A 26,657-nucleotide genomic window follows, 5' to 3' on the forward strand; every position below is an offset into this window, starting at 1 on the left:
TTGGACAAAGTAAAAATAAATAACCACCAGGTTTTTTCATTGGTTGCGGATTATACCATTGGGACAACCATCCTTTCTATAATTTCGGGCGTCGCGGAGTATGCCGCTCAGGACGCCTGGATCGTTGCACTGATTACACCATTGATGGGCTTTCCTTTTCTGTTGATTTATTTTTATTTGGCAAAATTATTTCCCGGAAAAACGCTGGTGGGAATCTTACAGGATGTTTTCGGTAAATGGCTGGGAACGATTCTGTCCGCATACATTGTTTTTGTATGTTTTTTAAGTGTATCTCAGGTTGTTTTTTATATAGGGAATTTTATGAAAACAGAATATATGACGGAAACGCCTTTATACGCCTTTAATACGTTTTTAATCATTGCCATGGCAATAGGATTAATGTATGGCCTGGAATGTATTGCCCGTACTTCTGAAATTTTTTTTTATATAATTACTTTTCTTGTCCTTCTTGTTATTATACTGGATCTTCCCAATGTCAAAAAGGAAAACCTATTCCCTGTTGCTGAAAATGGGATAATTCCGATTCTTAAAGGCTGCCTGTATCTGAACAGTTATGTAGCATGGCCGCTTATTGTTTTTATGATGTTTTGTCCCATAAATGTTGAAGATATCCAGAAAACCCGGAAGTCGTTTTTTTACGGTTATTACTGGGCGTCGTTTCTGAACTTTTTATGCACGATTATGTCTATTTTGATTTTAGGTGCCACAATAACGGCGCAGACAAACTACCCTACTTACCTGATTTCAAAAGAAATTGATGTTTCTGTCATTACCAGAGTGGAAGGGATTGTGACCTTTTCCTGGATGTGTTCCGAGTTTATAAAAGTTTCCGTCTATTTTTACGCAGGGCTGGTGGGATTTACACAAATATTAGAGCTGAAGGATTACAAAAAAATGATTATCCCCATCAGCATTGTACTCTTGGTCTTTTCGGGTGTAGTCTATCCGGATGCGCAATATCAAAATATGTGGGATTCTACAATGTGGGAGCTTCTAATCGGCTTCATCGCGGCTGTCCTTCCAATTACTATAATTATCATGAAAAAAATAAAAGATGGGGTTAGACATATCCAGACGATGAAAATAAATGAAAAAGAACACTATGATAGCGTTCAAAGCTTATTCTATCTGGGGCTTGCAGCGTTTATTATCATTCTCTCCTTCTTTTTGATAAAATTTTTATTAATGTAGCTGAAGATGTATCAATTTGCGGAAATGGGGCGGGTTTTTTACTGCCCCATCTGTTTTTTGAGATTCGTCAACAATGAAGTTTTACAGCGGATTATACATATTTCTATATTGGTATTGCGGTCGGCTCCATTGGCTGCGAAAGACTTTGTAGTAAAATATAAGTAAAATAGTTTTATTTTACAACTAAAAAAATCAGCGCAGAAAATGGGAAAATTCATTCTGTAAAAGATTTTACCGTAAAAATATAAGTAAAAAACGCGTAAAAATTAAGAAAAATATTGAAATTTTTATTAAACCATGATACAATTCAATCAATCAAAAATTACACGCAGGAGGTTGTATTATGAAAAAGGTCGTTTCAATTATTCTGTCCCTCAGTATACTATTGACGCTCATGGCAGGGTGCGGCAGTTCACCCAATACCGAGAGCGGGGGCGCAAATACAAACGGTGGAAGCTCTTCGGGAAAGGTGACCATCCGTTTTTCATCTTGGGACTCTGCTGAGTCTTTTGAGCAGCAGCAAAAACTGGTCGATGAGTTCAATAAAACCCACCCGAACATTCAGGTGAATTTTGAAGGTTACGGCGATCAGTACGACACGAAGATTTCTGCAGCCATAGGCGCCGGAGATGCGCCCGATGTTATGTACATGTGGAATTATCCGAAATACAAAGAGGCGCTGGAACCTTTGGACAGCTATATTCAGAAAGAAGGCGACAGCTACAAATCCAATTTTTACGAAACTCTTTGGAACTACAACTCTATGGAAGGGCAAATTCTGGGCCTTCCGGTAGGATATACCTCGTTTGTCCTGTATTACAATAAAGATCTGTTCGATAAAGCAAAGGTTGCGTATCCGACAGACAACTGGACATGGGATGATTTACATGCTGCGGCGAAAAAATTGACCGATCAAGGAAAGAAGGTCTATGGCTACGCCGTTCCTGCAAAACCGGATCCGTACGATTATGAAATGTTCCTGTGGTCAAACGGAACATCTTATACCGGTGTAAACGGTACCGTTCAGGGCTATCTCAACAGCGATAAGGCGGCACAGGCGTTTACTGTTATGCAGGATATGCTGAAGGACGGTTCGGCTATTTCGGTTACTTCCAGTAACTATGGTGAAGCAGAATTTAAGTCCGGCAAAACAGCTATGTACATCACGGGTGCCTGGTCGGTTAATACCTTGAAAAATGCAAAAGTTAACTTCGGAGTAGCCCTTTTACCCCGCTATTCCTCAAATCAGAAATCCGTCAGTGCGGTTGGGTCGTCCGGTGTTGCAATTTCGAAGACTTGCAAGAACAAGGAAGCCGCTTGGGAATTTGCAAAATACTGGACGAGCGAGGAACTAAACAAGGCCCGCATCGGCTATGAGCTTCCTGTACTTAAATCCGTAGCAGAATCGCAGAATTTTTCCAGCGATCCGATTTATTCCAAATTCTATACCATGTTGGAGGAGAGCAAAAACTATACGCCGACTTTATTGAAGTATTCGAATTGGAGCGATCTTTCTGACAGCCTTACACAGGCATTTGAGCAGATGTTTAATCCAAGCGTCTATAAGAACCCGAAAGATGCATTAAACGATGTTGCAAATAATTTCTAAAACTCCCTTATTTTCCGGGTTCAAGGAATCAATCGTCGGGCATGGAATCTTTGACAGGCGCCATGCCCGGCGGCAACTATTGAAAGCAGTTTAACGGGAGAAAAAGATGAAAGAATTAACCAAAAAGAAAAAGATCAATTTTACCCCATGGATATTTATTTCGCCATGGATCATAGGGTTTCTGATTTTTACCGCGATGCCGCTTCTCTTTTCCCTGATCATGAGCTTCTTTAACTGGCCTGTGATTGGTCAAAAGGTTTTTGTGGGATTTCAGAACTATATAACAATGTTTACGAAAGACGCGCAGTTTTACAAATCACTATTTATTACGCTGAAATTTGCCCTGATTTTTGTGCCGTTCAATTTGATTATAGCGCTGATTCTGGCGGTGATGATCTCCATACCGGTACGCGGGGTCTATGCGTACAGAGTTATTTTCTATCTGCCTACGGTTGTGTCAGGCGTTGCCGTGTCCATCATCTGGGGATGGATACTTAACGGACAATATGGTGTGTTTAACTATATTCTTTCTTTTATCGGAATCAGCGGGCCGGACTGGCTGAATAACCCTTCTTGGGCAATCGTTGCGATTGTTATTGCAGGTGCATGGGGTGTCGGTACCATGATGCTGATTTTCTACACGGCGATAAAAGCAATTTCAAAGGACCTTTATGAAGCGGCCTATATTGACGGCGCGTCCAATGTCCGCTCTTTCTTTTCCATTACGCTGCCCCTAATTACGCCGACTCTCCTATTCAACCTGGTTACGTCTATTATCACATCTTTGCAGGAAATTACGCTGGTGCTGTTGCTCACAAACGGAGGGCCGATGAAATCCACCTATTTTTACGGGCTGTACGTCTTCAACAATGCGTTCGTTAAAAACAGGCTCGGCTACGCTTGCGCGAACGCGTGGTTTATGTTCCTGATCATCCTTTTGCTGACAGCGCTTGTTTTCAAATCTTCGGATGTCTGGGTTTACAACGCGGCGGGGAAAAACAAGAAAAGGAGTAAAACATCGTGAAATTAAGTAAATTGGAAAAAACCATATTTTACATTCTGCTTACGGCGTTTTCTCTCTACTTTTTGCTGCCTTTTGTCTGGATGATTCTTACCGCATTGAAGTCGGAAGCGGAAGCCTATACTTTTCCGCCGAAATTTTTCCCGTCTGTTTGGCATTTTGATAATTTTAAGGCAGCTTGGAATTCGCAGCCGTTCGGCACATATTTGGCCAATTCGCTGATTGTTGCCGTTTTGACTACAATCGGGCAGATTGTGTCCTGTTCTATGGTGGCATATGGCTTTGCCAGATTCAATTTCAAAGGCAAAAAAGTGCTTTTTACCCTTTTGCTTTGCACAATGATGCTTCCATGGGACGTTACAGCGATTCCCCTTTATATGGAGTTTAAGATTTTCGGCTGGATCAATACGCTGAAACCACTAATTGTACCCGCGTTTTTTGGCTCCGCGTACTATATTTTCCTTCTTCACCAGTCCCTTACCAGTATTCCGCGGGATTTTGAGGAAGCGGCAAAAATTGACGGCGCCAATGAATTTCAGGTGTTTACCCGCATTTTCTTACCCATTATGAGACCGGTTCTGAATTTAATCGGCGTGCTGAATATTATTACGGTCTGGAATGACTATCTTGGACCCTTGGTTTTCTTAAATGATCGCAGCAAGTACACGCTTGCCCTTGGGCTGGCAGCATTTAAGGGTGTACATACGCAGCAGATTGTCCCAACAATGGCGATTACAGTTGTTATGGTAATACCTCCTCTCATTGCGTTCGGATTTGCCCAGAAATATATTATAGAAGGAATGAGCGGTGCGATTAAGGAATAAACGAAGAGGGCAGTTTGGAATTTATATGGAGGTTTATGAATGTATGCAGGAACAAAAGAAGGATTGGGAAAATGTAGGACTTATCGGGATTAACCGCAGGGAACCGAGAGCTTATTACGCTGTTTATAGCGATGAAACCGCCGCGGCTTCCAACAAGGAATCCGTTCTTTCCCTCAATGGGGAATGGAAATTCCTGTATTTGGAATCCCCGGAGCATTCTCCGGCAAATTTTTTCCGGGCGGATTATGATACTTCCAAAATGGACACGATCCCGGTGCCGTCGTGTTGGCAGTTGCACGGGTATGGCGCTCCGCATTATACAGATTTGTATTATCCTTTCCCGATTGATCCGCCGTTTGTGCCGTCCGAAAATCCAACGGGGATCTATAAGCGGAAATTTTCTCTTGAAGAGAATTGGTGCAAACGGAGAACCGTTCTGCGCTTTGGTGGAGTGGATAGCTGTTTTCACGTCTGGGTCAACGGAAGTTTTGTCGGTTACAGCAAAGGAAGTTATTTGACTTCCGAGTTCGAGATCACGTCTCTTGTACATCCCGGGGAGAATGAGATTACCGTACGTGTTATCCAGTGGTCGGACGGAAGCTATCTGGAAGATCAGGATATGTGGTGGCTTAGCGGGATATTTAAGGATGTGGAGCTTATCAATGAGCCATATATTTGCGTGGATGACCTTTTCGTGCGCACAGAGTTTGAGAATGGGTTCGACGAGGCCATGCTGCAAATCGACGTACTTTGCTCCGATTATCAGGAAAGCCATCTTCCTGTTGAATTGCATTGCAGGTTAATGGATGAATATGGGCAGACAGTCGCCGTCCTGAACGGAAATGGAGTTCCCAAAGAAAGGGGAATCCATATCCTCTTGAATTCTCCGGTGGAACATCCGCTTTTATGGAGCGCGGAAACCCCGCATTTGTATCAACTTCAAATCGAAGTAAGAAGCGGTTCGGAGTTAATGGAAGTCGTTCGCACCGACGTCGGGTTCCGCAAAGTCGAAATAAAAGACGGCAATCTTCTTTTGAACGGACGTGCCATCCTCTTTAACGGAGTCAACCGGCATGATTTCTGCTGTGACACCGGAAAGGCTTTGACCCGCGAGCAGCTTCTGGAGGACGTGCTGATTATGAAACGCAATAATATCAATGCTGTACGTTCTTCCCACTATCCAAATGATCCGTATTTTTACCACCTTTGTAGCAAATACGGATTGTATGTGATCGAGGAAGCTGATCTGGAGTGCCATGGCTTTGAGCTGACGGGAAAATACAACTGGCTCAGCAACAGCAAGGAATGGGAAAAGGCTTACGTGGACCGTGCGGTTCGCATGGTGGAACGCGACAAAAACAATCCCTGTGTCCTAATGTGGTCGCTGGGGAACGAGTCGAGCTTCGGAAGCAATTTTATCGCGATGAAAGAGGCGATCCGTCGCATTGACGACACGCGTCCGATTCATTACGAAGGGGACGCTGATACATTGATTTCTGACGTTTACAGCACAATGTATACAAAGCTGGATAAGCTGCATGAAATTGGAAAGGATGAGCTGCTGGAAAAGCCGCATATTCTGTGTGAATACGGCCACGCCATGGGCAATGGGCCGGGAGGTCTTGCAGAATATCAGCAGGCCTTCCGCAAATACAGAAAATTGCAGGGCGGCTTTATCTGGGAATTCTGCGAGCACGGCATCCGGCAGAAGGCGGAGAATGGCAGCGAATATTTCGCCTACGGCGGCGATTTTGGCGACAAGCCAAACAACGGGAATTTCTGTCTTGACGGCCTGTTGTTTTCCGACCGTACGGAGTCCCCGGGAATGAAGGAATACCGCAAGGTCATTGAACCGGTGAAAACCGAAGCGGCCGATCTTTCAAAAGGCCTGTTTGACATTACCAACCTGTATGATTTTATGGATTTATCCCATCTTGAGCTGCGCTGGAGCGTTGCTTGCGACGGGCAGACCCTTGAAAAAGGCAAGCTTCCGCTTGAGGGCATTCATGCCGGGGAAACCCGCCGGATTACCGTACCCTTCCATGCTGTTCATCCGAAACCGGGAAGGCATTACTGGTTGAATTTCTCTTATGTGCTGAGCAGGGACTTTCCTTATGCCCCCTGCGGGCATGAAACGGCAAACGCGCAATTTGAACTTCCGGTATTCCTTCCGGCTTGCGCGCAGCGCCCCGCTTTTCGAGCACCGAAAAGGATCCGGGAGGGCAGTAAGCTAAGCTTTACCGGAGCAGGCTATCAGATAACCTTTGATGTGTTAAAGGGAACCCTTCTGGAATATTCCGCAAACGGCCGCCCAGTGTTGACACGCGGGCCGAAACTGTGCTTTTGGCGTGCCCCGATTGACAACGACATGTATGTAAAGGATAATTGGAAAAACAAATATTTCCTTGACCAGATGCAGGAAAGTGTCCGCAGTTATACGGTTGTAGATAAGGACGACTGTGTTTCGGTAGCCTTTCATGTAAGAGTCGGGGCACCGAGTCAGGCTTGGGGATTTTCCGCCGTATATGAATATACCATCTATCAGAACAGCATTTTGCTGCATGTGTATGGGGAACCAAAAGGGCTTCAGTTTGACGCCCCGCAGAGTATTCCGCGCATCGGCGTGGAAATGCAGCTGCCGCGCTCCTATGATTTGGTAACATGGCTTGGGCGCGGTCCAGGGGAATCTTATCCGGACAGCAAAACCTCTGCTCTGTTCGGCCTTTACCGGAATACGGTGGCTTCCATGCATACGCCGTATACCCGTCCGCAGGAAAACGGGAACCGGAGCGACGTATACTGGGTGACCCTTGAATCACCGGACAATGCGGTACTGTTTAAGGCAAAGGATACCTTCGACTTTACGGTACATAACTATACGAAGGAAGCACTAGAGAAAGCGCGCCACTGCAATGAAATCCAGACGGCAGATCAAACGATTCTCAATATTGATTACCGGCAGAACGGTCTTGGCAGCGAAAGCTGCGGTCAGGCGCAGTTGCCGCCTTACCTGCTGAAGCCGGAACCGTTTGAACTGACATTTGAAATTGTGCCTTACCGCTTCGGCGATGATCTTTACGAACTCATGTCTCTGTGAGAAGCAATAGGTGAGAAAGAATGATTGATTTAACGAAAGTGCCAATGAGCCGGTTCGGTTCTTATTTTGCTATATCCCAGGATGCAGAGAGCGGGGAGGTTATCCTTCGCGATCTGCATGGCGGGGATGAATGCCCGGATAAGCTTTTTACGCTGGAAATCCCGGGAGAAAACGAAAAGGCAAAAACAGCGGTGCGGGCGGAGCCAACCTTCCTCACGCTCAGCGCGGGAGAAGGAAAAGTCGAAGTCTGCTTCGGAACACCGGATACCGTGAACATCTACGGAACAAACACAGGCTTGCGCCTGCTTACGAAAGAGCCGACGCGCTACGACACCGTTCTTCCGCTTCCCGATGGAGGATGGGAGTTTATTTCTTATAAGAAGGATTATAAATATCGGTTCGACTGTGTGGGCGGCACGATCCTTGTAAAGAAGCAGGAGGACGGCATATCGCCTGTTTTTGAAATCACCCCTTCGGGAAACTACTTTGAGCTTGCGATTACCGGATACAGGGTAGTGTGCGGACACAGTCCGCACACGGATTATCGGCAGGCCAGGCAGGAAACCGATCGGTCGTATGCCTGCTGGCTCAGCAGTATGAATGTACTGGGCGGTGGAGAAATGGCAGAGCTTGCAGCCTATATCGCATGGTCCTGTGTGGTGGGCGCGGAAAGCAATCTGACCCGCCCCGCCATGTATTCCTCCAAGAATGTTATGGCGAACGCGTGGAGCTGGGACAACTGCTTCTGCGCGTTGGCGGTGGCGGGCAGCTACCCTGAACTGGCGCTGGACCAGTTGCTGTTGTTTGCGGATCATCAGGATGCGTCCGGCGCTTACCCGGATTTCGTCAACGATCGGTTTTCCTCTTATAGCTGTGTGAAGCCGCCTGTTTTCGGTTGGACATGCGAAAAGCTGCAATCCATCCATCCTTTCTTTAAAAGAAGAGAGGTGGTCGAACAGCTCTATCGCACCGTTGAACGCAACACCCGGTTTTGGATGGATTATCGAAAGGTGGACGGCCTGTTCTTTTATACTCACGGCAATGATTCCGGATGGGATAATGCCTCGGTTTTTGGAAAGGGAGTTCCTTTGGAGGCGCCGGACCTTACCGCCCATTTAATCCGGCAGGCGGATTCGCTCGCTTCGATGGCGGAAAAGCTCGGGGACAGAAAAGCCGCCGGCGAGTGGCATGAACGGGCACAGCAGTGGACCGGAATGCTTTTGGAAAGGCTCAGCGACAGCGATGGCTTTTTTGCAAGAGTGCAGGGGGAACCTTTAGAGTGCCGAAGCAGTCTGCTTTTGTGTCTCCCCGTTATCCTCGGAAACAGGCTGCCCGGCGCAGCGATAGAGAAGCTGCTGGATTCGCTCGAAAATCGCTTCTTGACGCCATACGGCCTTGCGACGGAGGAAGTATCCAGTCCCTATTACCGGCAGGACGGGTACTGGCTGGGACCGGTTTGGGCGCCGGTTATGTATCTTGTTACCGATGCGCTTAAGCAGCTTGGAAGGCTTGATTTAGCGAAAACGTATGAGCAGCGATTTTTGTCGGCCATTGAAAAGAGTGGCATGTCTGAAAATTTTGATCCGCTTACAGGCTGCGGAAACTGCGATCCGGCCTTTGCTTGGACGGCGAGTGTCTGTCTGCTTTATTTAAGGGATATTTCGGATTGGAATGAATGGATTTGAAGAAATATAAGGGAGAACTCGGTTTGCTTGTAACCGCGATGATTTGGGGCGGGGGATTTGCCGCCTCGAAAGCAGCCTTGGAAACGAACCTTACGCCTTACCAAATTACCGGAATTCGTTTTTTCATTGGCGCGCTTTTGCTTTCCGCAGTATACCACAAGCATTTCAAAAATTTGAATTCAAGGATTTTGCTCTCCGGTATGCTGTTGGGATTCTTTCTTTGTGCAGCGTTTACTTTGCAAACCATGGGCTTGCAATACACTACTGCGTCAAAAAACGCTTTTTTAACAGCGATCAATGTCGTAATGGTGCCGTTTATCGGTTTGGCTTTTTTTCATGAAAAAATCGATGTCTATGGGATCGCCGGAGGATTCCTCGCCGCTGCAGGCGCGGGCGTACTGATGCTCAACGGCGCGTTTACCGTTAACATAGGGGATGTGCTGACGCTGCTTTGCGCGCTTTGTTTTGCCTTCCATATTTATTGCGTTGGCATTTTTGTGAAAACATGTGATGCTGTTTTACTCACAATTATACAGTTTGCTTTTGCATGCGTTTTTTCGGTTCCGATGATACTTCTCTTCCCGGGTGGGCAGAGTTCCATTGGCGTCAACGGCGTGTTCGCCCTCCTTTATCTTGGGGTGCTCAGCACCGGCGTAGCGTTCCTGCTGCAGAACGTATCCCAGACATTGACAACCTCCACGAGGGCTGCGATAATATTATCTAGTGAGTCGGTTTTCGGGTCTCTGGCTTCCGTGCTGTTTTTAGGAGAAGCGCTGACCTTCCGGACGGTTCTCGGATGTCTCATGATTATTGCGGCAGTATTGATTGTGGAAACCAAGCTACCGTTTTTAAATAGAAGTAGGCCTAAAGAAAACGTATTGGGTCAAGATGGAGGCAGAGAGTAACTTATGGCTTTAATAAAAGATGTCGCTGAACGGGCCGGCGTTTCAATTGGAACCGTTTCAAGGGTGCTGAATTATGACGAAACCATCAATGTGACGGATGATACCAGAAAACGCATTTTCGAAGCGGCACAGGAACTGGAATATACTCCCATTCAGCATAAAAAAAAGAGAAAACAGAAAATCGGGTTGATTTATTCCTACTCTCTGGAAGAGGAATTGGAGGATATTTATTATTTATCGGCCCGTGTTGCAATTGAAAAAACGATTCAGGATGGCAAAGAAAGCGTTGTACACCTTTCGCTTTCCCAAAATCTGGAGAAGCTGAAAGGGATTGACGGTATTATCGCGCTCGGAACATTTCATAAAGACGAAGTGAAGATGATTCGGCAAGCCAATAAGCCGGTCGTTTTTGCCGACTGCTCACCGGACGAAGACTCTTTTGACTCCGTTGTGATCAACCTTGAAAAGGGTGCCCGCAAAGTCATGAATTATCTTTACGACCTTGGACACCGGAAAATTGCGTTTCTGGGCGGGAACCTGCCCGGGGAGGAAGCTGTCGATTTCCGTGAAAGGGAATATGAGCTTTTTATGCGGAACCACGATTGCTTTTCCGAGGAGCTTGTGATGGCGGGAGGCTACACGCCGAAGGACGGCTATCACATGATGAGCGAACTGTTGCAAAAAAAGCAAGGGGTAACCGCGGTTTTTGCGATTAATGATTCGGTTGCCGTGGGTTGCTATAAAGCAATTTACGAAAATTCCCTGCGGATTCCGGAAGATATCAGCGTTGTCGGATTCAACGATATTCCCACCGCACAGTTTATGCTTCCGCCGCTTACGACCATCAAGACGCATGTTGATCTGATGGGTGAAACGGCGGTCGCCCTTATTCGCGAAAAAATCAGCATGCAACGCACGGTCTCCAAAAAAATCGTTATCCCGACTGCCTTGGTGGTCCGCGAAAGCTGCTGCGATATTGGCGGCAATACAGATTGATTATGCTGGAGAAGAACAGAAATAATTTGAATGAAGAAAAAGCCTGCATGGCGCGAAGCAAATCCGCTATGCAGGCTTTTTGATGTCTCATGATAATATTTAAATTTTTTTAAATTTTCGAAAACTTTTTACCAATCAGCAGCGTCTAATAGAAGTAAACAAGTTGATACGTATCAAAACAACAGGAGGGAGCGGTTCGCACGAATGGGAAAGAAAACAATTGAAATGCAAATTGCGGACTATGTAATGAAATATCAGGATAGCCATTACCGGTTGGCTTATAGTATAGTAAAAAATTCATACGATGCACAGGATGTTGTTCAGGAGTCTATAACCAAGGCCTTTTCCTCAAAAAAATCACTAAAGGAACCGGATTACATAAAAACATGGTTCTACCGAATTGAAGTGAATACTGCTTTGGACTTTCTGAGGAAACGAAACAAAACGGTTCCGTCCGATGAAGAGATGCTTACCGGTCAGGATTCAGGGGAATATGATGAGTACCAGAATTTTGACTTACAAAAAGCGTTGGATGAGTTACCCGTCAACTACCGGAGCGTTGTGATTTTGCGGTATTTTGAAGATTTGAAAATCGAAGAGGTTGCCGAAGTGCTGAACGAAAATATAAATACCGTCAAAACCAGATTGTATAAGGCGCTCCAAAAACTGCGCATAACGATGAGTGATGTGAAGGAGGATTAACGATGCGTGATCAAAAACTGGATCAACTGAAAAAAGAATATATGGATACGCCGATTCCCCAGGGACTGGATGCTTTAGTGCGTAAGACATTAAGGGAAAATGGCGTGTATTCCATCCCCAATAAGAAGGTTTTCCGAAAACTTGGCGCGATTGCCGCGTCGATCGCGATTGTTTTCGGCGTGTTTGTAGCGGAAATCAATTCAAGCCCCGCTTTTGCAAAGTCTATGGAGGAGGTTCCGGTGGTCGGAAACCTGGTGAAGGTGCTGACGTTCCGGGAGTATACGGTCAAAGATAAAGATTATGAAGCGGAAATCAAAGTGCCCCAGATTCAGGGACTGAAGGACAAAAAACTGGAGAACAGTATCAACGAAAAATACCTTCAGGAGAGTAAAAAGCTGTATGAGAAATTTATGGCGGAAATGCAGGAGATGAAAAAGGCGGGTGCCGGTCATAAAGGAGTGTACAGCAGCTACGAAGTGAAGACGGATAACGATACTATCCTGTCGGTAGGTCGTTCGGTTCTGGAGGTTCAGGCGGATTCCTACGAGAGAGTGCAATACGATACCATTGATAAGAAAAAGCAGGTTTTACTAACCCTTCCAAGCCTTTTTAAAGACGACCAATATATTCAGGTCATCAGCGACAACATTAAAAAGCAGATGAGAGAGCAAATGAAGAAAGACCAAAATGTCGTGTACTGGCTGGACGATAAGGAAATCGACCCAAGTGAACTGTTTAAGCAGATTAAGAAAGACCAGAGTTTTTATATTAATAAAGATGGAAAGCTTGTCATCGCGTTTAATCAATTTGATGTAGCGCCCGGATATATGGGGGCGCCTGAGTTTACAATTCCGACGGACGTTTTGTCCAATCTATTAGTAGGAAACGAATATATCCATTAAGCTTTTCTTGATGGAAAGGAAAGCCGCTGTCAGCACAATTGGTGAGACAGCGGCTTTCTGTATTAATTAGGAGTGGAGCAATCATTTATAAAGCGGGCCGTAAGTGGCGCACGCTCTGTAATCCGCGTCTTCCAGGTCCTTTGTTCCGAATGCGGACCAGGAATGGGGGCGGTAAATATCTTCGTCGGGAACATTATGCAGGGAAACGGGGATTCGCAGCATACTAGCAAGGGTGATTAAATCCTTTCCGATATGCCCATAGGCGAAAGCGCCGTGGTTGGCTCCCCAGTTCGCCATTACGGAATAAACATCCCGAAAGGCGCCCTTCCCAGTCAACCTGGGAACAAACCAGGTTGTTGGCCATGTCGGGTCGGTGCGGATGTCGAGCTTGTTGTGAATCTCGTCCGGAAGGACAACAGTATAGCCTTCGGCAAGCTGAAGCACCGGGCCAAGGCCGTCGATAATATTCACACGAATTAAGGTGATGGGCATTTCCGCTTGTGTTTTGAAGTGCGAAGAGAATCCGCCGCCCCGGAAGTAACCGAGGTTTGCCGGGCACCAGTCTGTCGCTTCTGTCATGGCCCGGATATCCTCATCGGTAATATCCCACCATTTTTTCATAACGCCCTTGCCCTGCTCGTTTTTGCAGGCACCGGTACCGTCGAGCGCGGCTGCTCCGGAATTAATTAAATGCATGAATCCATTTGCAGCCATGCCGGTCGGATTTTTGTCCGTTACGCGTTTTACCGCTTCAGGACTCCAATAGGTTCTGACATCCGCAAACACGCAGGCGGTTCCGGTTAGCAGCTTGCCGAATAGCATAGCAGTACCGTTCAGCCCGTCATTTTCCGTTGCCAGCGTAATCGGCTGGCGTTTACCGTTCCAGTCAAAGCTTGAATTGAGGATAGCTTCCGTAAAGTCGCCGTTCGGAAGCCAGTCCGTCCACATCCGTTGCCCTTGGAAGCCGCCGAGGATGGCATTGCGGCCAAGGGCTTCCTCGTGTTTTCCGATCTCGTTGAGCTTTTCGTTGCCGAGCATGATATCGCGGCAGACTAACGTCATCTTTACAACAAATTCCCACTCTTTTTCCTTCTGCTCTCTGGTACTGGGATGGGCGTTGTTGTCCACGCCCTCCTTGCAGTTTGCTTTTGTCCAGGCAAGCGCTTTTTCATATTCTTTATGATCGTAAATGCCGAGATGGATTCTTCTCAGGATTTCCGTCATATCCACCCATTCCGCGCGGATACCAAGGTATTTCTGGAAAAACTCCGCGTCGCAGTAAGACCCGGCGATTCCCATGGCTACCGCACCCAGCCCGACATAAGCTTTATTGCGCATCTGCCCGACGGTAACGGCGCAGCGAGCAAAACGAAGGATTTTTTCGGCAACGTCGCCGGGGATCGACCGGTCGTCCATATCCTGTACATCCCGGCCGTAAATGGAGAAGGCCGGAAGTCCGCGCTGCGCGTGAGCCGCCATGGCCGCGGCCAGATACACCGCGCCGGGCCGCTCTGTCCCGTTGAAACCCCATACGGCTTTGATTGTGAGCGGGTCTAAATCCATCGTTTCGCTTCCGTAGCACCAGCAGGGCGTTACGCTCAGGGTTGCGCACACGTTCTGCCCGGAGAAATACTCGGCGCACCGGGCGGCTTCCGCGCCCCCGCCGATGGTGCAGGGGGAGACGACGCATTGCACTGGGGTGCCGTCCGCGTAGGTTATGTTTTCTTCAATTAAAGCCTTTGCGGCGTTTGCCATGCCCATGGTCTGGCCTTCCAGACCTTCACGGATTCCGCCCCAGCGACCGTCAATAACAGGCCGGATTCCAATTTTTGGATAATTCATATTGCTTTTCCTCCTAAATCTTTTATTTGCTTTCCTTTTCTTCCGATCGAAGTTTTCTGATTATTCCGATTCAAGCAATTGCCTGAATTTTTTAAAGTTCTGTTTCCATAAGTTGTGGTTTTCAGGAAGATATGTGTATGGTTCAAACGAGTTCCGGACAATCCTTCTTGCATGGGAAAGGTTGGGTATGCGGCCCAGGGCGATCAGTTGAACCGCCGCGTTCCCCAAAGCGGTTGCCTCCGCAGGGCCTGCGATCACTTTCCGGTTGGCGGCGCTGGCGGTCATTTGGCAAAGGAACCGGTCTTTCGTACCGCCGCCCGCCATGTAGATGCAGGGATACTCTTTGCCCGTGCATTCCTGTATCTTCTCCAAGGTATACTGATATTTCATAGCGATGCTTTCGTAAATACAGCGGACGATTTCCCCGTCGGTACGGGGGACATACTGCCCTGTCCTTTTGCAGAAATCCCGGATTCTGCCGGGAATATCGCCCGGCGGCACAAAGGTCGGCGCATCCGGGTCAATCAGGCAGGCAAACGGCTGGCTCGCTTTCGCCATTTGTTCCATGTCGGTGTAGGAATATGTTTTGCCCGAACAAATAAATTGGCGGCGGGTTTCCTGAATCAGCCATAACCCGGTGATATTTTTTAGGAAAGTGGTTGTTCCCCCATAGCCGGACTCATTTGTCAGGTTGAAAAGACGCGATTTTTCATTAATAATGGGAGCCTGCAATTCGGTTCCGAACAGGGACCACGTGCCGCAGGAAATAAAAATAAAGTCCGCTGTTTCGGCGGGAATGGCGGCAACGGCGCTCGCGGTGTCGTGGGAAGCCACGGAAATTACGGTTTTCGGTTCCGTTTCCAGTTCGCGGCTGAGTTCCTCTGTGAAAGTTCCCACGACTGTACCGGATTTCACGATAGGGGGAAATAAAGAAGTTCGGAGTCCCAACTGTTCAATCAACGACGGATTCCATTGTTTATGGACGGGGTCCATGAGCTGCGTGGTGGAAGCAATGGAACATTCAGTGTGTTTTTTGCCTGTTAGCAGGAAATTGAACAAATCCGGCATCAGAAGTACCGTTTCCGCACTTTGCAGAAGCTCCGGCCTGTTTTGAGCAATGGAACAGAGCTGAAATACGGTATTGATCTCCATCAATTGGTTTCCTGTGAGCTGATACAAACGCTCTGCGCTGATCTTTTTGCAGACGGCGTCCAGCATCCCCGTTGTGCGCCGGTCGCGGTAGTGTACCGGATTTTCCAAAAGGGTATTTTCTTTGGAAAGCAGGCCGAAATCCACACCCCAGGTGTCGATTCCGACGCTGTCGAATCCGCCCGCATGATTTGCCAGAACGATTCCCCGTTTGATTTCGTGAAAAAGCCGCAGAACGTCCCAGTAAAGTGTGCCGTGAACCATAACGGGCTCATTGTCAAAACGGTGGACTTCTTCCAGCTTGATTTTTTCTCCGTCAAAATGCGCCAGCATGGCTCTTCCGCTGGAAGCGCCGAAATCAAAGGCCAGTACTCTTTTTTCTCCCATATACACGCCTCCTTCTGCGCTATTTATGCCTTAGCGGTTGTATTTTTTATAACCGGGATGTTTTCCGGTTACATGGTAATAGGACGTTCTTAAATCCAGAAGTTTCTTTATATTATCCTGCGAAATTTCTTTCGCGCCCCCCAACAGGTGCGCGGTAAGGCTGATTTTTGCAAACAGCTCCAGCGTTTCCATCCGGTAGTAAGCCGTAATCAGGTCAGTCCCGATAGAGAGTGCGCCATGGTTTTCAAGCAGCATAACGTCGTGTTCCTTCAGATACGGCGTAATGGCTTCCGGTACTTCCATGGTGGAAGGTGTGCCGTAGGGAGTAAGGGGAATGGAACCGATCGCAATGACGGTTTCAATCATAGAATACTCGTCCAGGCTTTTGCCGGCGACGGCATATCCGGTCGCTGTCGGCGGATGCGCATGAAGCACCGCGCCAACGTCGTCCCTCTCTTCATAGCAGCGCAAGTGCATTTTGATTTCGGAGGAGGGGCGGTATCCCTCCTCTCCCTCTAAAACTTCCCCTTTGGCGTTGATTTTGACGATCTTTTCCGGCGTAATAAAACTTTTGCTGATGCCGGTGGGTGTGGCAAGAAAATTGCCGTCTTCCAGTTTTACCGTAACATTTCCGTCGTTTGCCGCTACCCAGCCCAACTGCCACATTCTGTGGCATATATCGCAAATCTGTTCTTTTATTTGCTGAATTTCCATAAAAGCTCCCCCTCATCGATATTTTTAAAAATTCTTGTATTACTTCAAATTATAAATATACTGAAACAAAATGTAAACAATTTGAAATATTGTTGCAAATATTGAGCGAATTCAGCTATAATTATTTCATAATTATTCAAAATGTTTCAGTGAGTGGTAAAGGAGTTTTGGATATGTTTGCGGAAGACCGATATGATAAAATCATGGCGATTTTGAAGGCCAAAAAGCATGTTTCGTTAGAATATCTGTGCGAACAGCTCTATTGCAGCCGGGCGACCATACGGCGCGACTTAATCGGATTAGAAAGCATGGGGCTGGTTATCCGAAAGCGTGGCGGTGCGGTGCTTGCCACGGGTGGAAACTGGGAATATCCCTATACATTCCGCAATATGGAAAAGAAAGATGAAAAAACATATATCTGCACATTGGCGGAGAATTTTTTAGCAGACGGTCTTTCCCTTTTTTTAGATTCCAGTACGACGGTAATGAATATCTGTCCCATCTTAAAAAAATATAACAATATATCTGTAGCGACAAACGGAATCGCAACCGCCCTTAGCTTAATTCAGAATGATTGCGCGGATACTTATATGGCGGGCGGCCATGTAAAATACGGCTCAACCTCCATTGTGGGGGAACAGGCAAGTCATTTTTTTACCGAATTTAAAGCGGATTTAGCGATTATATCCTGCCGGGGGATAGACCCGCAGGGTGTGTGTGAAGCGAATCAGCAGCAGGTTATGGTAAAAAAGCAGATGATGAAAAACGCGGCGTCTACCATTTTGCTTTGCGACAGCAGCAAATTTAATCAATCTTACTTTTTTCGGCTAAGCGGTTTTCAAGGCATCGACGCAATCCTGACGGAGAAAAAGCCGCCGGCGGAAATTGCAAAGGCGGCGGCAGAGGCATCATGCGATATTTTGTTTGAATAAAATGTCACAACAGTAATGCCGTACATGCGTAATGGCTGGCATTTTTACTACATTTCTTCACTATTGCTGTAATCGCGGGGAGAGCATCCATAAAATTTTTTAAATTTTTTACTGAAATAAAATACATCGGAATAGCCGACCATTTCCGCAACCTGAATGATTTTATAATCCCTTGTGGTCAAAAGTTCCATGGCTTTTCCCATTCGCAGAGCCGTTATCGACTGTACAATGGACTGGCCGGTGACTTTTTTATAGACGCTTCCCACATAAGCAGAGTTAAGACCGAAAAATTCAGAAATTTTCGATACGGAAAGTTCGGGATCCGTACAATTCTTTGTGATATAATCCCTTATTTTTTTGACCAAAACGGCATCCGAAGGTATCGTGACGATATGCTCCATACATTGCACGCCGTAGGATACGATAACTTCCGCGAGTGCCTGTAAAGAATAGCCTTCATCAATCAGTTCCCAGGCAAACGCATTCAAATTTTTTGCGGGCAGGAATACTTGATGGGAGTTTACGCTGTAAATAATGAGGATTTCCGTCACAATCAGGCTGAGCTGATGAGGATTCCCTGTTTTCTGAATATCGTCAAACAAATGATCTAGCAATTTTTCCAGATTATCTTTATCTTTTGCATTCAAATAAAGTACGATATTTTCCCGCAGAGATAAAAAGGCTTTTTTATCAATTTTATAAATCTCGCTGTTTTTCTGGCGAACCAGTTTTTTTCCGTCGTAAAAATACCGTTTCACAAGGTCATCTAATACCATCTGATACTGGGTTGCCCAAACAGACTGAATCGGAAAAGCTTCCCCAAGGGATAGAAAGAGATACCCTGTAAATTCATCTAGAAAATCATTGCAGAGAGCAAAAATTTCCTCGGAATTGCGTTCTTCTTCTAAATAAAACTGAAGGATTGCTATATGTTCGCTTTCCTGAAAATACTCAAAAGCAATGTTTTGGCTGCTAATCTTTTTACTGAACTGTTCAATGCAGGACTTCATTCCTTCATAGCAGTAAATACCCAGAAAACAACAGAAGCGGAAAGATGAAAAATCAGGATATGCCTGAAACAGTTCGCAAACGTCGATTCCTCCGGTCGCCACTTTATAAATAAAAGAGCGTCTGAGATACTGGTTGTATTTTCGAATGCCTTCCTGGCTTTTCAGCGATGACAGGATATTATTCCTGCAGGAAATCAGGGCGCTGTCCAGGCTTGCTTTGTCGATGGGCTTTAATAAATAATTTACCGCCTGGCACTTAATCGCCTTTTGGGCATACTCGAAGTCGTTGTATCCTGAAAGAAAAATTACTTTGGTGTTGATACCGTGTTCATATATATATTCCAGGACTTCCATACCGGATTTTATCGGCATTTTAATATCCAGCAGCAGGATGTCCACAAGGTGCCTCGTTACAAAATCGATTACCTCCTGCCCGTTTTCCGCTTCGCCGACACAGCGCAGTTCCAGCTTGTCCCAGTCGATAATACGCTTCAGACGCTGACGGATAAAAAATTCGTCGTCCGCTATTAAAACATTCAGCATGATCGTTTACACCTCCTTTGCGATTTCCAGCGTAATTGTGCAGCCGTTATCGGCGTTTTGCTCAATTTTCAGGCCATATTGGTCGCCGTAATACAGTTTGATTCGCTGATCTACATTTTTCAAACCAAAATGGCTGTTTTGTTCTTCCCAGATTTCCTCAATCCTTTTTTGGGAAATTCCAACGCCGTTGTCACGGACAGTAAAGCGAATGCCGTTTTCCGATTCTGTGATATCAATATTGATCATACCGGTGTAATAGATTTGCGCAATCCCATGGTAAATGCTGTTTTCTACAATCGGCTGCAAAAGAAGCTTCAGGCAGGGGTATGCTTTTAAATAATCCGGACACGAGATGGTGAATTCAAACTTGTTAAAGTACCGGATGCGCATGATATTCAGATAGGCGGTTGTAATGGAGATCTCATCCTTAATGGTTACGTAAAAACTTCCCTTGCTCAAGGTTTCACGATAAAATTTGGAAAGATTCATCACCACTTCAATTAGTGTTTCATTTTCATTGATTTCAGCCAGAGAACAGATATTATCAAGCGTGTTATATAAAAAATGAGGATTAACCTGTTCCTGCAATAAATCGAGAGAAAGCTTCTGTTTCATTTTCTGCTCTTTCAGAAGATTGTCTTTCAGCTTTGCCTGAGCGGCCAGCATATCGTTGAACCGGTTAAACAGAAAGTTGATTTCATTCTGGCCGGTGTGATTGGGGACGGGCTCCCACCTGCCCTGAATGACCTTTTGGATATGCTTGATAAGTTGGTTGATGGGTGACGTAATCGTCTGTGTTATTTTATGTGACAGAATGGTGCAGATTACAACTCCGCAGGCGGCAATGAAAACAGAAAGGAAAATAAGGAAGTAAATCGGCTGCAAAAAAAATATTGCTGCTGACCTGGGTAATGATATACCAATTCAACTTTTCAAAATACTTATAAAATACAATATTATTGTTTATAAAGTAAAACCCGGATTTGTTTTTAAAAAGCGCGTTGTCCAAATTTGGATAAACGGAATACAAGGGGTACAGGCCGTCCGTGCTTTGGATGGAACCGGTTGAATCAACAATACAGGTGTTGTTCTCGTTTTCCGTATTCTCATAAATACTGGAAATGGCCGTTTCCGGTATAGATATTTCAACATACCCTAACATTTTTCCTGTGCTGTAGCTGTAAAATCTTTGCAAAAGCATTAAGACTGGTATTTTTTGATTTCGGTCATAAATGGATATCTTCTTCGCAGTAAGCCAAATGCGGTCGGACGAAATTTCAATGCCGCTTAGGCTGTCTTCGTTGGTGGGAACTTCGGTGGAAGCGATTAGCTGTTTTGAATCGCTGTATATGTTGACACTATAGATAAAAGAAGTAGATTGAATAATTGTATTTAACTCGTCCTTTAGCCGCATTTGATCCATTTCGCTGAATTTTTGTCTTTTTGTATTGAATTTGTTTGTCGTGTCCTGAACCGCCGCGTTTACAATAATGCTTTTCGAGTAATTATCAACGGAAGTCAAGAAAAAATCCAACTGGCTGTTGATGTGCTCCAGATTTTGAATAGAGGATTTCGTTTCCAGATCCATCACATTTGTAAAAATAATACTGCAGGTAGCGATGGAAATTAATAAAATAATGGCCGATGAAATGGCAAACATGCTCCCGAAAATCTGTTTGTTCAACGGCATACCTTCCATTTTTGCAGGGATTCTCATAATTTCTCTCCTTGCTGTTTATATCTGCATTATTTTAACATGTTTTTTTAAATAGAGTTGCATATATGAATTAATAATTCGATATTTTTTAACAGAAACAAAAAAATATATGAAAAAAGTACAAATAAAAAGGAAATTGTCCATGTTCTTAATAGGTAAATTGTTGTTATGATAAAGTCCAGAGAAAGGGAAGATATTCCTTTATTAAAAAATGGAGGTATCATTATGAAAAGGTTTTTATCCCTGTTTCTTGCGGCTGCCCTTTGCGCCGGCATGACGGCATGTTCCGGGAGCACCGGAAGCAAAAGCGACGGCAATTCCGATGGGGAAAAAATTGAGATCCGGCTTTTAACAAGAATGGCCGGTACGACCAAACAGGTTGAAATTTTTAAAGACATTATCAAAGAGTTCGAAAGCAAACATCCGGATGTGAATGTTATTGATGAGTCACAGGGCGACGAGTCTTCCTTTAACAACAAGCTGAAAACCGATCTTTCTTCCGGCACGCTCCCGAATATTTTCCGGATTCAGGGCGTTGCGAACCTGAGCGAATATATTGACAACGGCTTGATTATGGATCTGGACCCGGTTCTGAAGGCGGACCCGGAATGGAACAAATTCGTGCCCGGCGCGCTTTCTTACTATCAGGTTCCAAACCATAACGGGACTTACGCGATTCCAATGGAATCGGGCCTGATCGGTATTTATTATAACGAGGCTCTCTTTAAGAAGGCCGGAATCGATTCCTTCCCGGAGACATGGTCCCAGTTTAAAACAGCCATTCAGAAATTAAAGGCAATCAATGTAACCCCAATTGCTCTGGGTGCAAAAACAACCTATATGGCAGGCCATCTCCACGACCAGATTTTCTACAAATGGATGGGAACCGGGGCAGCAAAAAAGCTTGGAGCAAGAAACATGAACTGGACGGACCCCGACGTTGTGAAATCGCTGAGTTTTGTTAAGGAGCTCAATGATATGGGGGCGTTCCCGTCCGGAGCGGCCGGTATCAGCGACGATATCGTACTTTCACAGTTCCAGAAGGGACAGGCGGGTATGATTATTACCGGCACCTGGAACATAAGCAATTTCACAAACAAAAAAGACTGCCCGGTCGCGGATGATATTAAAGTTGCGAAATTCCCGTATTTCGATGAAAAACCACAGTACAAAAATGAAGATATGCAGGTTATCAGCCCGTACATGGTGAATGGAAAACTGACGGGAAAAGAGAAAGATTATACGATTGAGTTACTGAAAATGCTCACCTCGAAAGATGCCGCGAAACGCTTTGCGGAAGAAGCTTCTTTCCTGATTCCAAGAACGGATGTTGATATTGATACCCAAAAGGTAAATCCGTTGCTCTTGGATAACATAGAGCTCGGTAAAACTTCCACGGGTATTGCCGTCGACGTTTTTGATTTTGATCCGCTTGCATCCATGCAGGATACAACAAGAAATGCAATTGTAAGCATGCTGGTTGGAAGTTCTCCTGAACAGGCGGCACAGCAAATTCAGTCTGAAATTGACAAATCGAAATAAGCAGCCTGTAATGTTTTAAAGCGGAATTCCAGAGATGAAAATCTCTGGAATTCCCTTTATGGGAGGAATGAAGATGATTTATTTAAAATCGAGAAAAGATAAGTTTAAAATCTTTTTGTTTATCTTGCCAGCGCTTGTGCTCTATGTTTTATTCCAGATTGTTCCTATGATAGGCGCTTTTTACTTTTCCGTTGCGGATTGGAAAGGAATCGCAGGCACCTCGATTAAAATGGTTGGCTTAAAAAATTACATAACCGTTTTCAAAGACCCGGGATTCCTGATTTCTTTGCAGAATATGGGGAAAATGGTCTTTTTCAGCGTGCTTTTTCACACCCCGATTGCCCTTTTGCTCGCAGTTGCAATCAACACAAAATGCAGGGGATACCGCTTTTTTAAGGCTGTTTATTTTGTTCCAACCGTATTCCCACTTACAGCGGTCGGTCTGTTGTGGTACTTTATTTTTATGCCGAACGGCTCTTTTAACGCACTTTTGACGAACTTGGGGCTTGCCAATCTGGTTACCCCTTGGCTTATTAACACTTCGACAGCAATGAATACGATTATATTCGTTAACATATGGGCTGGAATCGGTTATTATATGGTCATTTTAATAGCAGGGTTGACGACGATTCCGGATGATATCTATGAGGCGGCTCAAATCGATGGGGTTACTACTGTGCAAAAATTCTTTCTCATTACGGTTCCCATGCTGAAACCGATTATCAGTCTGTGTATCGTAATGGATATTATCGGAACGGTTAAGGTGTTCGATCTGATCTTCGTCATGACCGAGGGCGGTCCGAACGGCCTAACGAATCTGCCGACGACCCTGATGTATTATGAAGCCTTCCGTTACGACCATTACGGAATTGGTAGTGCGATCGGCATTATCATCTTTTTAATCGCACTAGTCCTGACGGTTGGCAGCGAATATTTAACCAGCCGGACAGAGAATTGATGGGAGGTTAAAAAATGAATAAAAATTATAAGGGCAGGAAAGCGCTGGGAAAAGCCGGCCTGGTTGCTTTTTTAATTGCCATGGCGCTGATGTTTATTTGCCCGATGGTCTTTACCGTACTGTCCTCTTTTAAGGACAACACCGAGATTTTCAGCGATCCTTTTGCCCTGCCAAAATCATTCCGCTTCAACAATTATGTGGAAGCGTGGAACGGCGCAAATATGAGTACCTACTTCATAAACAGTCTGGTCATTTCGATTGCTACGGTTGTGATTTTGGCGGTGGTGTCCTCCATGGCGGCATATGCGCTTTCCCGTTTCAATTTAAAATGCGGAAAAGCCCTGACAATCTTTTTCCTCGCCGGCATGATGATCCCGGTTCACACCATACTTGTGCCAATTGCCTACATGATCGGCAAGTTCAACTTAAAAAACAACCTTGTCGCGTTGGTGCTGATTTATGTTGCTTTTTCCCTTTCGTTCAGCATCTACGTTCTTCAACGTTTTATGAAAGGAATCAACCGTTCCCTTGAGGAAGCGGCGATTATAGACGGGGCCGGATATTTTCAGATTTATGCCCGTATCGTGCTTCCGCTGACGGTTCCAGCAATTTCGACGATTTCCATTTTTAATTTTTTAGGTGCGTGGAACAATATCCTATTCCCCTTGCTCTTTATCAATGATGATAAGCTGAAGCCGGTTGCCTTGGGGCTTCTGAATTTTAATGGAGAAAGAGGCTCCGCCTACGGTCCGCTGATGGCGGCAATTGTCATTACGGTTTTTATTCCAATGGTAATTTATCTGCTGTTCCAGGAAAAAGTGGAAAGCGGACTTGCCGCAGGAGCGGTAAAGGAATAAGTGAACAGGGAAGGAGAAAAAAGAATGGGCGAATTACGATTCAGGCAGGTTCATCTCGATTTTCATACAAGCGAATATATTCCGGATGTGGCGAAAGATTTTCAAGCCGAGGATTTTGCACGCATACTAGAAGAAGCAAATGTTGACTCGGTCACATGCTTTGCCCGGTGCCACCACGGCTGGCTTTATTATCCGTCGAAAAAGTTTCCGGAACTGATCCATCCTGCGCTGACCAACCATAACCTGCTTCCGGAGCAAATTCAAGCCTGCCACAGGCATAATATACGGGTTCCGATTTACACAACGGTTCAGTGGGACGGGCGCATCATGCGCGAACATCCGGAGTGGCTGGCAGTTAGCGCGGACGGAAAATACATAGACACACAGGGCGTTCCGAAGCCGCATTTCTACTACACAATTTGTCTGAACAGCGGATACAGGGATTTTTTTAAGGAGCATTTGCAGGATATTATTGATGTAATCGGCGTGCAAAACATCGACGGATTTTTCATGGATATTCTGTTTAAGGCCGACTGCGACTGTCCGCACTGTCAGGCGAAAATGAAGCCGTTTGGATATGACCATACAAAAAAATCCGACAGGTTGGCCTACTCGATCCATATGTTGGAGGAGTTCAAAACAGAAATTACCGCCTTTATCCGCGAACGGGTTCCCGATGCGGAGATTTTCTATAACAGTTCCCATGTAGGCCCTGCTTCCAAAAACAGTTTTAAAGATTACACGCATCTGGAACTGGAATCCCTTCCGAGCGGAGGCTGGGGGTACGACCATTTCCCTGCAACCGCCCGCTATGCAAGGACTTTGGGAAAAGATTTTATCGGGATGACCGGAAAATTTCATACCTACTGGGGCGATTTTCATTCCTTAAAAAATGAAGCCGCTCTTGCGTTCGAATGCTTCAATATGCTTGCAATGGGTGCGGGGTGCTCGATTGGCGAACAACTTCATCCTTCGGGGAAGCTTTCAAAGGGCTCTTACGATCTTATCGGGCATGTTTATTCGCAGGTAAAAGAGAAAGAACCTTATTGCAGGGGAGCCGTCCCTAAGGCAGAGATTGCTGTTTTGACGCCTGAGGAATTTTACACGGAGGAAGAGCATGATCTGGGACTTCCGTCGGCGCTTGTAGGGGCGGTTCGCATGTTGCAGGAGCTTTCCTACCAGTTTGATATTATTGACAGTACAACGCCGATGGATAAGTACCCGCTGATTATTCTCCCGGACGACATCCTTTTCCGCAGGGACGTGGAGGAAAAGCTGAAAGACTATATTGCAAAGGGCGGAAAAGTTATCGGTACGTACCATTCCTGCCTGGATACAAAAAACGGTTCGGATAGTATCTATGGGGTGTCCTATATAAAGGAGTCGCCGTATTACAGGGACTTCATACTGCCGAATGACATAATCGGCAAAGACCTGAACCGCGAAGAATACGTAATGTACCTGCGGGCGGCGGAAACGCGGGTCAACGACGCCGAAGTGTTGATGGATAGCATCCAGCCCTACTTTAACCGCGAAGGAAACACTTTCTGTTCCCACCAGCATACGCCTTCTTCCGGCAGAAAGGGCTATGCGGCGGCAGCCAGAAAAGGCAATGTGATTTACTTTGCCCACCCGGTTTTCCGCATATACCGTAAAAACTGCGCAAACTGGTGCAAACAGATTATGAAGGATGCCATTGAGCTTTTGCTCCCGTACAAGCTGGCGTCGCACAATGGACCGTCTACTGTGATTACTTCCCTGAACCGTCAGGAAAGCGAAAATCGCGATATCCTTCATGTGCTTCACTATATTACGGAAAAGCGGTCGGAGGATATTTATACCATTGAGGATGTCCTGCCTTTGTACGATGTGACCTTCCGTCTCTATGTGGGGGACAGAAACGTGCGCTCTGTTCAGCTTGTTCCGCAGGGACAGAACCTTGCGTTTGGGCAAAAGGATGGGTATCTCACTTTCACGCCGGACAAAATCGAAGGCCATGCGATGGTAAGTATACAATATTCATCCGGATCGTAAAAAAGCAGTTGACAGAAAT

The 26,657-nt window shown here is 45.7% G+C and carries 21 protein-coding genes; 15 read left to right on the forward strand and 6 right to left on the reverse strand.

Annotation, left to right across the window (positions count from 1 at the left end; translation table 11 throughout):
• From CAGA_RS00870 to rsiV, 10 genes are all read left to right on the forward strand, one after another.
• Nucleotides 1-1,212, forward strand: coding sequence for a GerAB/ArcD/ProY family transporter (locus CAGA_RS00870; protein ID WP_135656752.1), 1,212 nt, complete (start codon nucleotides 1-3; stop codon nucleotides 1,210-1,212).
• 343 nt (nucleotides 1,213-1,555) lie between these two features.
• Nucleotides 1,556-2,821 (forward strand): ABC transporter substrate-binding protein, encoded by a 1,266-nt coding sequence (locus CAGA_RS00875; protein WP_135656754.1) that lies wholly within the window; start codon nucleotides 1,556-1,558, stop codon nucleotides 2,819-2,821.
• Nucleotides 2,822-2,927: 106 nt separating this feature from the next.
• On the forward strand, nucleotides 2,928-3,845 hold the full coding sequence (locus CAGA_RS00880; RefSeq protein ID WP_135656756.1) for a carbohydrate ABC transporter permease: 918 nt from the start codon (nucleotides 2,928-2,930) through the stop codon (nucleotides 3,843-3,845).
• On the forward strand, nucleotides 3,842-4,666 hold the full coding sequence (locus CAGA_RS00885; RefSeq protein ID WP_135656758.1) for a carbohydrate ABC transporter permease: 825 nt from the start codon (nucleotides 3,842-3,844) through the stop codon (nucleotides 4,664-4,666). The genes CAGA_RS00880 and CAGA_RS00885 overlap by 4 nt, the downstream gene beginning before the upstream one ends.
• Nucleotides 4,667-4,709: 43 nt before the next feature.
• A complete protein-coding gene (locus CAGA_RS00890; protein ID WP_167875119.1) occupies nucleotides 4,710-7,763 on the forward strand; it encodes a glycoside hydrolase family 2 TIM barrel-domain containing protein in 3,054 nt (1,017 codons plus the stop codon).
• A 20-nt stretch (nucleotides 7,764-7,783) separates the two neighbouring features.
• Nucleotides 7,784-9,448, forward strand: coding sequence for an amylo-alpha-1,6-glucosidase (locus CAGA_RS00895; RefSeq protein ID WP_135656762.1), 1,665 nt, complete (start codon nucleotides 7,784-7,786; stop codon nucleotides 9,446-9,448).
• Nucleotides 9,439-10,353, forward strand: a complete 915-nt coding sequence (locus CAGA_RS00900; protein WP_207669525.1) for a DMT family transporter — start codon at nucleotides 9,439-9,441, stop codon at nucleotides 10,351-10,353. Before CAGA_RS00895 ends, CAGA_RS00900 begins: the two co-directional genes overlap by 10 nt.
• A gap of 3 nt (nucleotides 10,354-10,356) precedes the next feature.
• Nucleotides 10,357-11,349 (forward strand): LacI family DNA-binding transcriptional regulator, encoded by a 993-nt coding sequence (locus tag CAGA_RS00905; protein ID WP_135656764.1) that lies wholly within the window; start codon nucleotides 10,357-10,359, stop codon nucleotides 11,347-11,349.
• A gap of 204 nt (nucleotides 11,350-11,553) precedes the next feature.
• Nucleotides 11,554-12,051 (forward strand): RNA polymerase sigma factor, encoded by a 498-nt coding sequence (locus tag CAGA_RS00910; RefSeq protein ID WP_135656766.1) that lies wholly within the window; start codon nucleotides 11,554-11,556, stop codon nucleotides 12,049-12,051.
• Between the two features lie 2 nt (nucleotides 12,052-12,053).
• Nucleotides 12,054-12,953 carry an anti-sigma-V factor RsiV gene (gene rsiV, locus CAGA_RS00915; protein ID WP_135656768.1) on the forward strand — a complete coding sequence of 300 codons (900 nt, stop codon included), beginning with the start codon at nucleotides 12,054-12,056 and terminating at the stop codon, nucleotides 12,951-12,953.
• Between the two features lie 81 nt (nucleotides 12,954-13,034).
• Here the strand turns inward: rsiV and CAGA_RS00920 are convergent, their stop codons facing one another.
• From CAGA_RS00920 to CAGA_RS00930, 3 genes are read right to left on the reverse strand one after another with little or no spacing between them, the layout of a single operon-like run.
• Nucleotides 13,035-14,795, reverse strand: coding sequence for an L-fucose isomerase (locus CAGA_RS00920; protein ID WP_135656770.1), 1,761 nt, complete (start codon nucleotides 14,793-14,795; stop codon nucleotides 13,035-13,037).
• A gap of 60 nt (nucleotides 14,796-14,855) precedes the next feature.
• Complete coding sequence (locus tag CAGA_RS00925; RefSeq protein ID WP_135656772.1) at nucleotides 14,856-16,331, reverse strand: rhamnulokinase; 1,476 nt, start codon at nucleotides 16,329-16,331, stop codon at nucleotides 14,856-14,858.
• Nucleotides 16,332-16,361: 30 nt separating this feature from the next.
• Entirely contained in the window at nucleotides 16,362-17,045 is a 684-nt protein-coding gene (locus CAGA_RS00930; protein WP_135656774.1) for a class II aldolase/adducin family protein, read from the reverse strand.
• Nucleotides 17,046-17,218: 173 nt separating this feature from the next.
• Between CAGA_RS00930 and CAGA_RS00935 the strand changes: the two genes are divergently transcribed.
• Entirely contained in the window at nucleotides 17,219-17,977 is a 759-nt protein-coding gene (locus tag CAGA_RS00935; RefSeq protein ID WP_135656775.1) for a DeoR/GlpR family DNA-binding transcription regulator, read from the forward strand.
• Between the two features lie 47 nt (nucleotides 17,978-18,024).
• Here CAGA_RS00935 and CAGA_RS00940 read toward each other — a convergent pair whose 3' ends face one another.
• The 3 genes from CAGA_RS00940 to CAGA_RS00950 are packed head-to-tail and all read right to left on the reverse strand — an operon-like array spanning nucleotide 18,025 to nucleotide 21,247.
• Complete coding sequence (locus tag CAGA_RS00940) at nucleotides 18,025-19,530, reverse strand: response regulator transcription factor (protein WP_135656776.1); 1,506 nt, start codon at nucleotides 19,528-19,530, stop codon at nucleotides 18,025-18,027.
• A 6-nt stretch (nucleotides 19,531-19,536) separates the two neighbouring features.
• On the reverse strand, nucleotides 19,537-20,415 hold the full coding sequence (locus CAGA_RS00945) for a sensor histidine kinase (RefSeq protein ID WP_135656777.1): 879 nt from the start codon (nucleotides 20,413-20,415) through the stop codon (nucleotides 19,537-19,539).
• On the reverse strand, nucleotides 20,333-21,247 hold the full coding sequence (locus CAGA_RS00950; protein WP_135656778.1) for a cache domain-containing protein: 915 nt from the start codon (nucleotides 21,245-21,247) through the stop codon (nucleotides 20,333-20,335). Before CAGA_RS00950 ends, CAGA_RS00945 begins: the two co-directional genes overlap by 83 nt.
• A 225-nt stretch (nucleotides 21,248-21,472) precedes the next feature.
• Here CAGA_RS00950 and CAGA_RS00955 point away from each other — a divergent pair, with 225 nt between their 5' ends.
• The 4 genes from CAGA_RS00955 to CAGA_RS00970 all read left to right on the forward strand — a co-directional run bounded on the left by CAGA_RS00955 (nucleotide 21,473) and on the right by CAGA_RS00970 (nucleotide 26,638).
• On the forward strand, nucleotides 21,473-22,789 hold the full coding sequence (locus tag CAGA_RS00955; protein WP_243112893.1) for an ABC transporter substrate-binding protein: 1,317 nt from the start codon (nucleotides 21,473-21,475) through the stop codon (nucleotides 22,787-22,789).
• Nucleotides 22,790-22,862: 73 nt separating this feature from the next.
• Entirely contained in the window at nucleotides 22,863-23,747 is an 885-nt protein-coding gene (locus CAGA_RS00960; RefSeq protein WP_135656779.1) for a carbohydrate ABC transporter permease, read from the forward strand.
• A gap of 14 nt (nucleotides 23,748-23,761) precedes the next feature.
• Complete coding sequence (locus CAGA_RS00965; protein WP_135656780.1) at nucleotides 23,762-24,604, forward strand: carbohydrate ABC transporter permease; 843 nt, start codon at nucleotides 23,762-23,764, stop codon at nucleotides 24,602-24,604.
• A 24-nt stretch (nucleotides 24,605-24,628) separates the two neighbouring features.
• Nucleotides 24,629-26,638, forward strand: a complete 2,010-nt coding sequence (locus tag CAGA_RS00970; protein WP_135656781.1) for a beta-galactosidase trimerization domain-containing protein — start codon at nucleotides 24,629-24,631, stop codon at nucleotides 26,636-26,638.
• Nucleotides 26,639-26,657 lie beyond the last annotated feature (19 nt).

Origin of the sequence: Caproiciproducens galactitolivorans, assembly GCF_004768785.1 — a bacterium.
Taxonomy (GTDB): domain Bacteria; phylum Bacillota; class Clostridia; order Oscillospirales; family Acutalibacteraceae; genus Caproiciproducens; species Caproiciproducens galactitolivorans.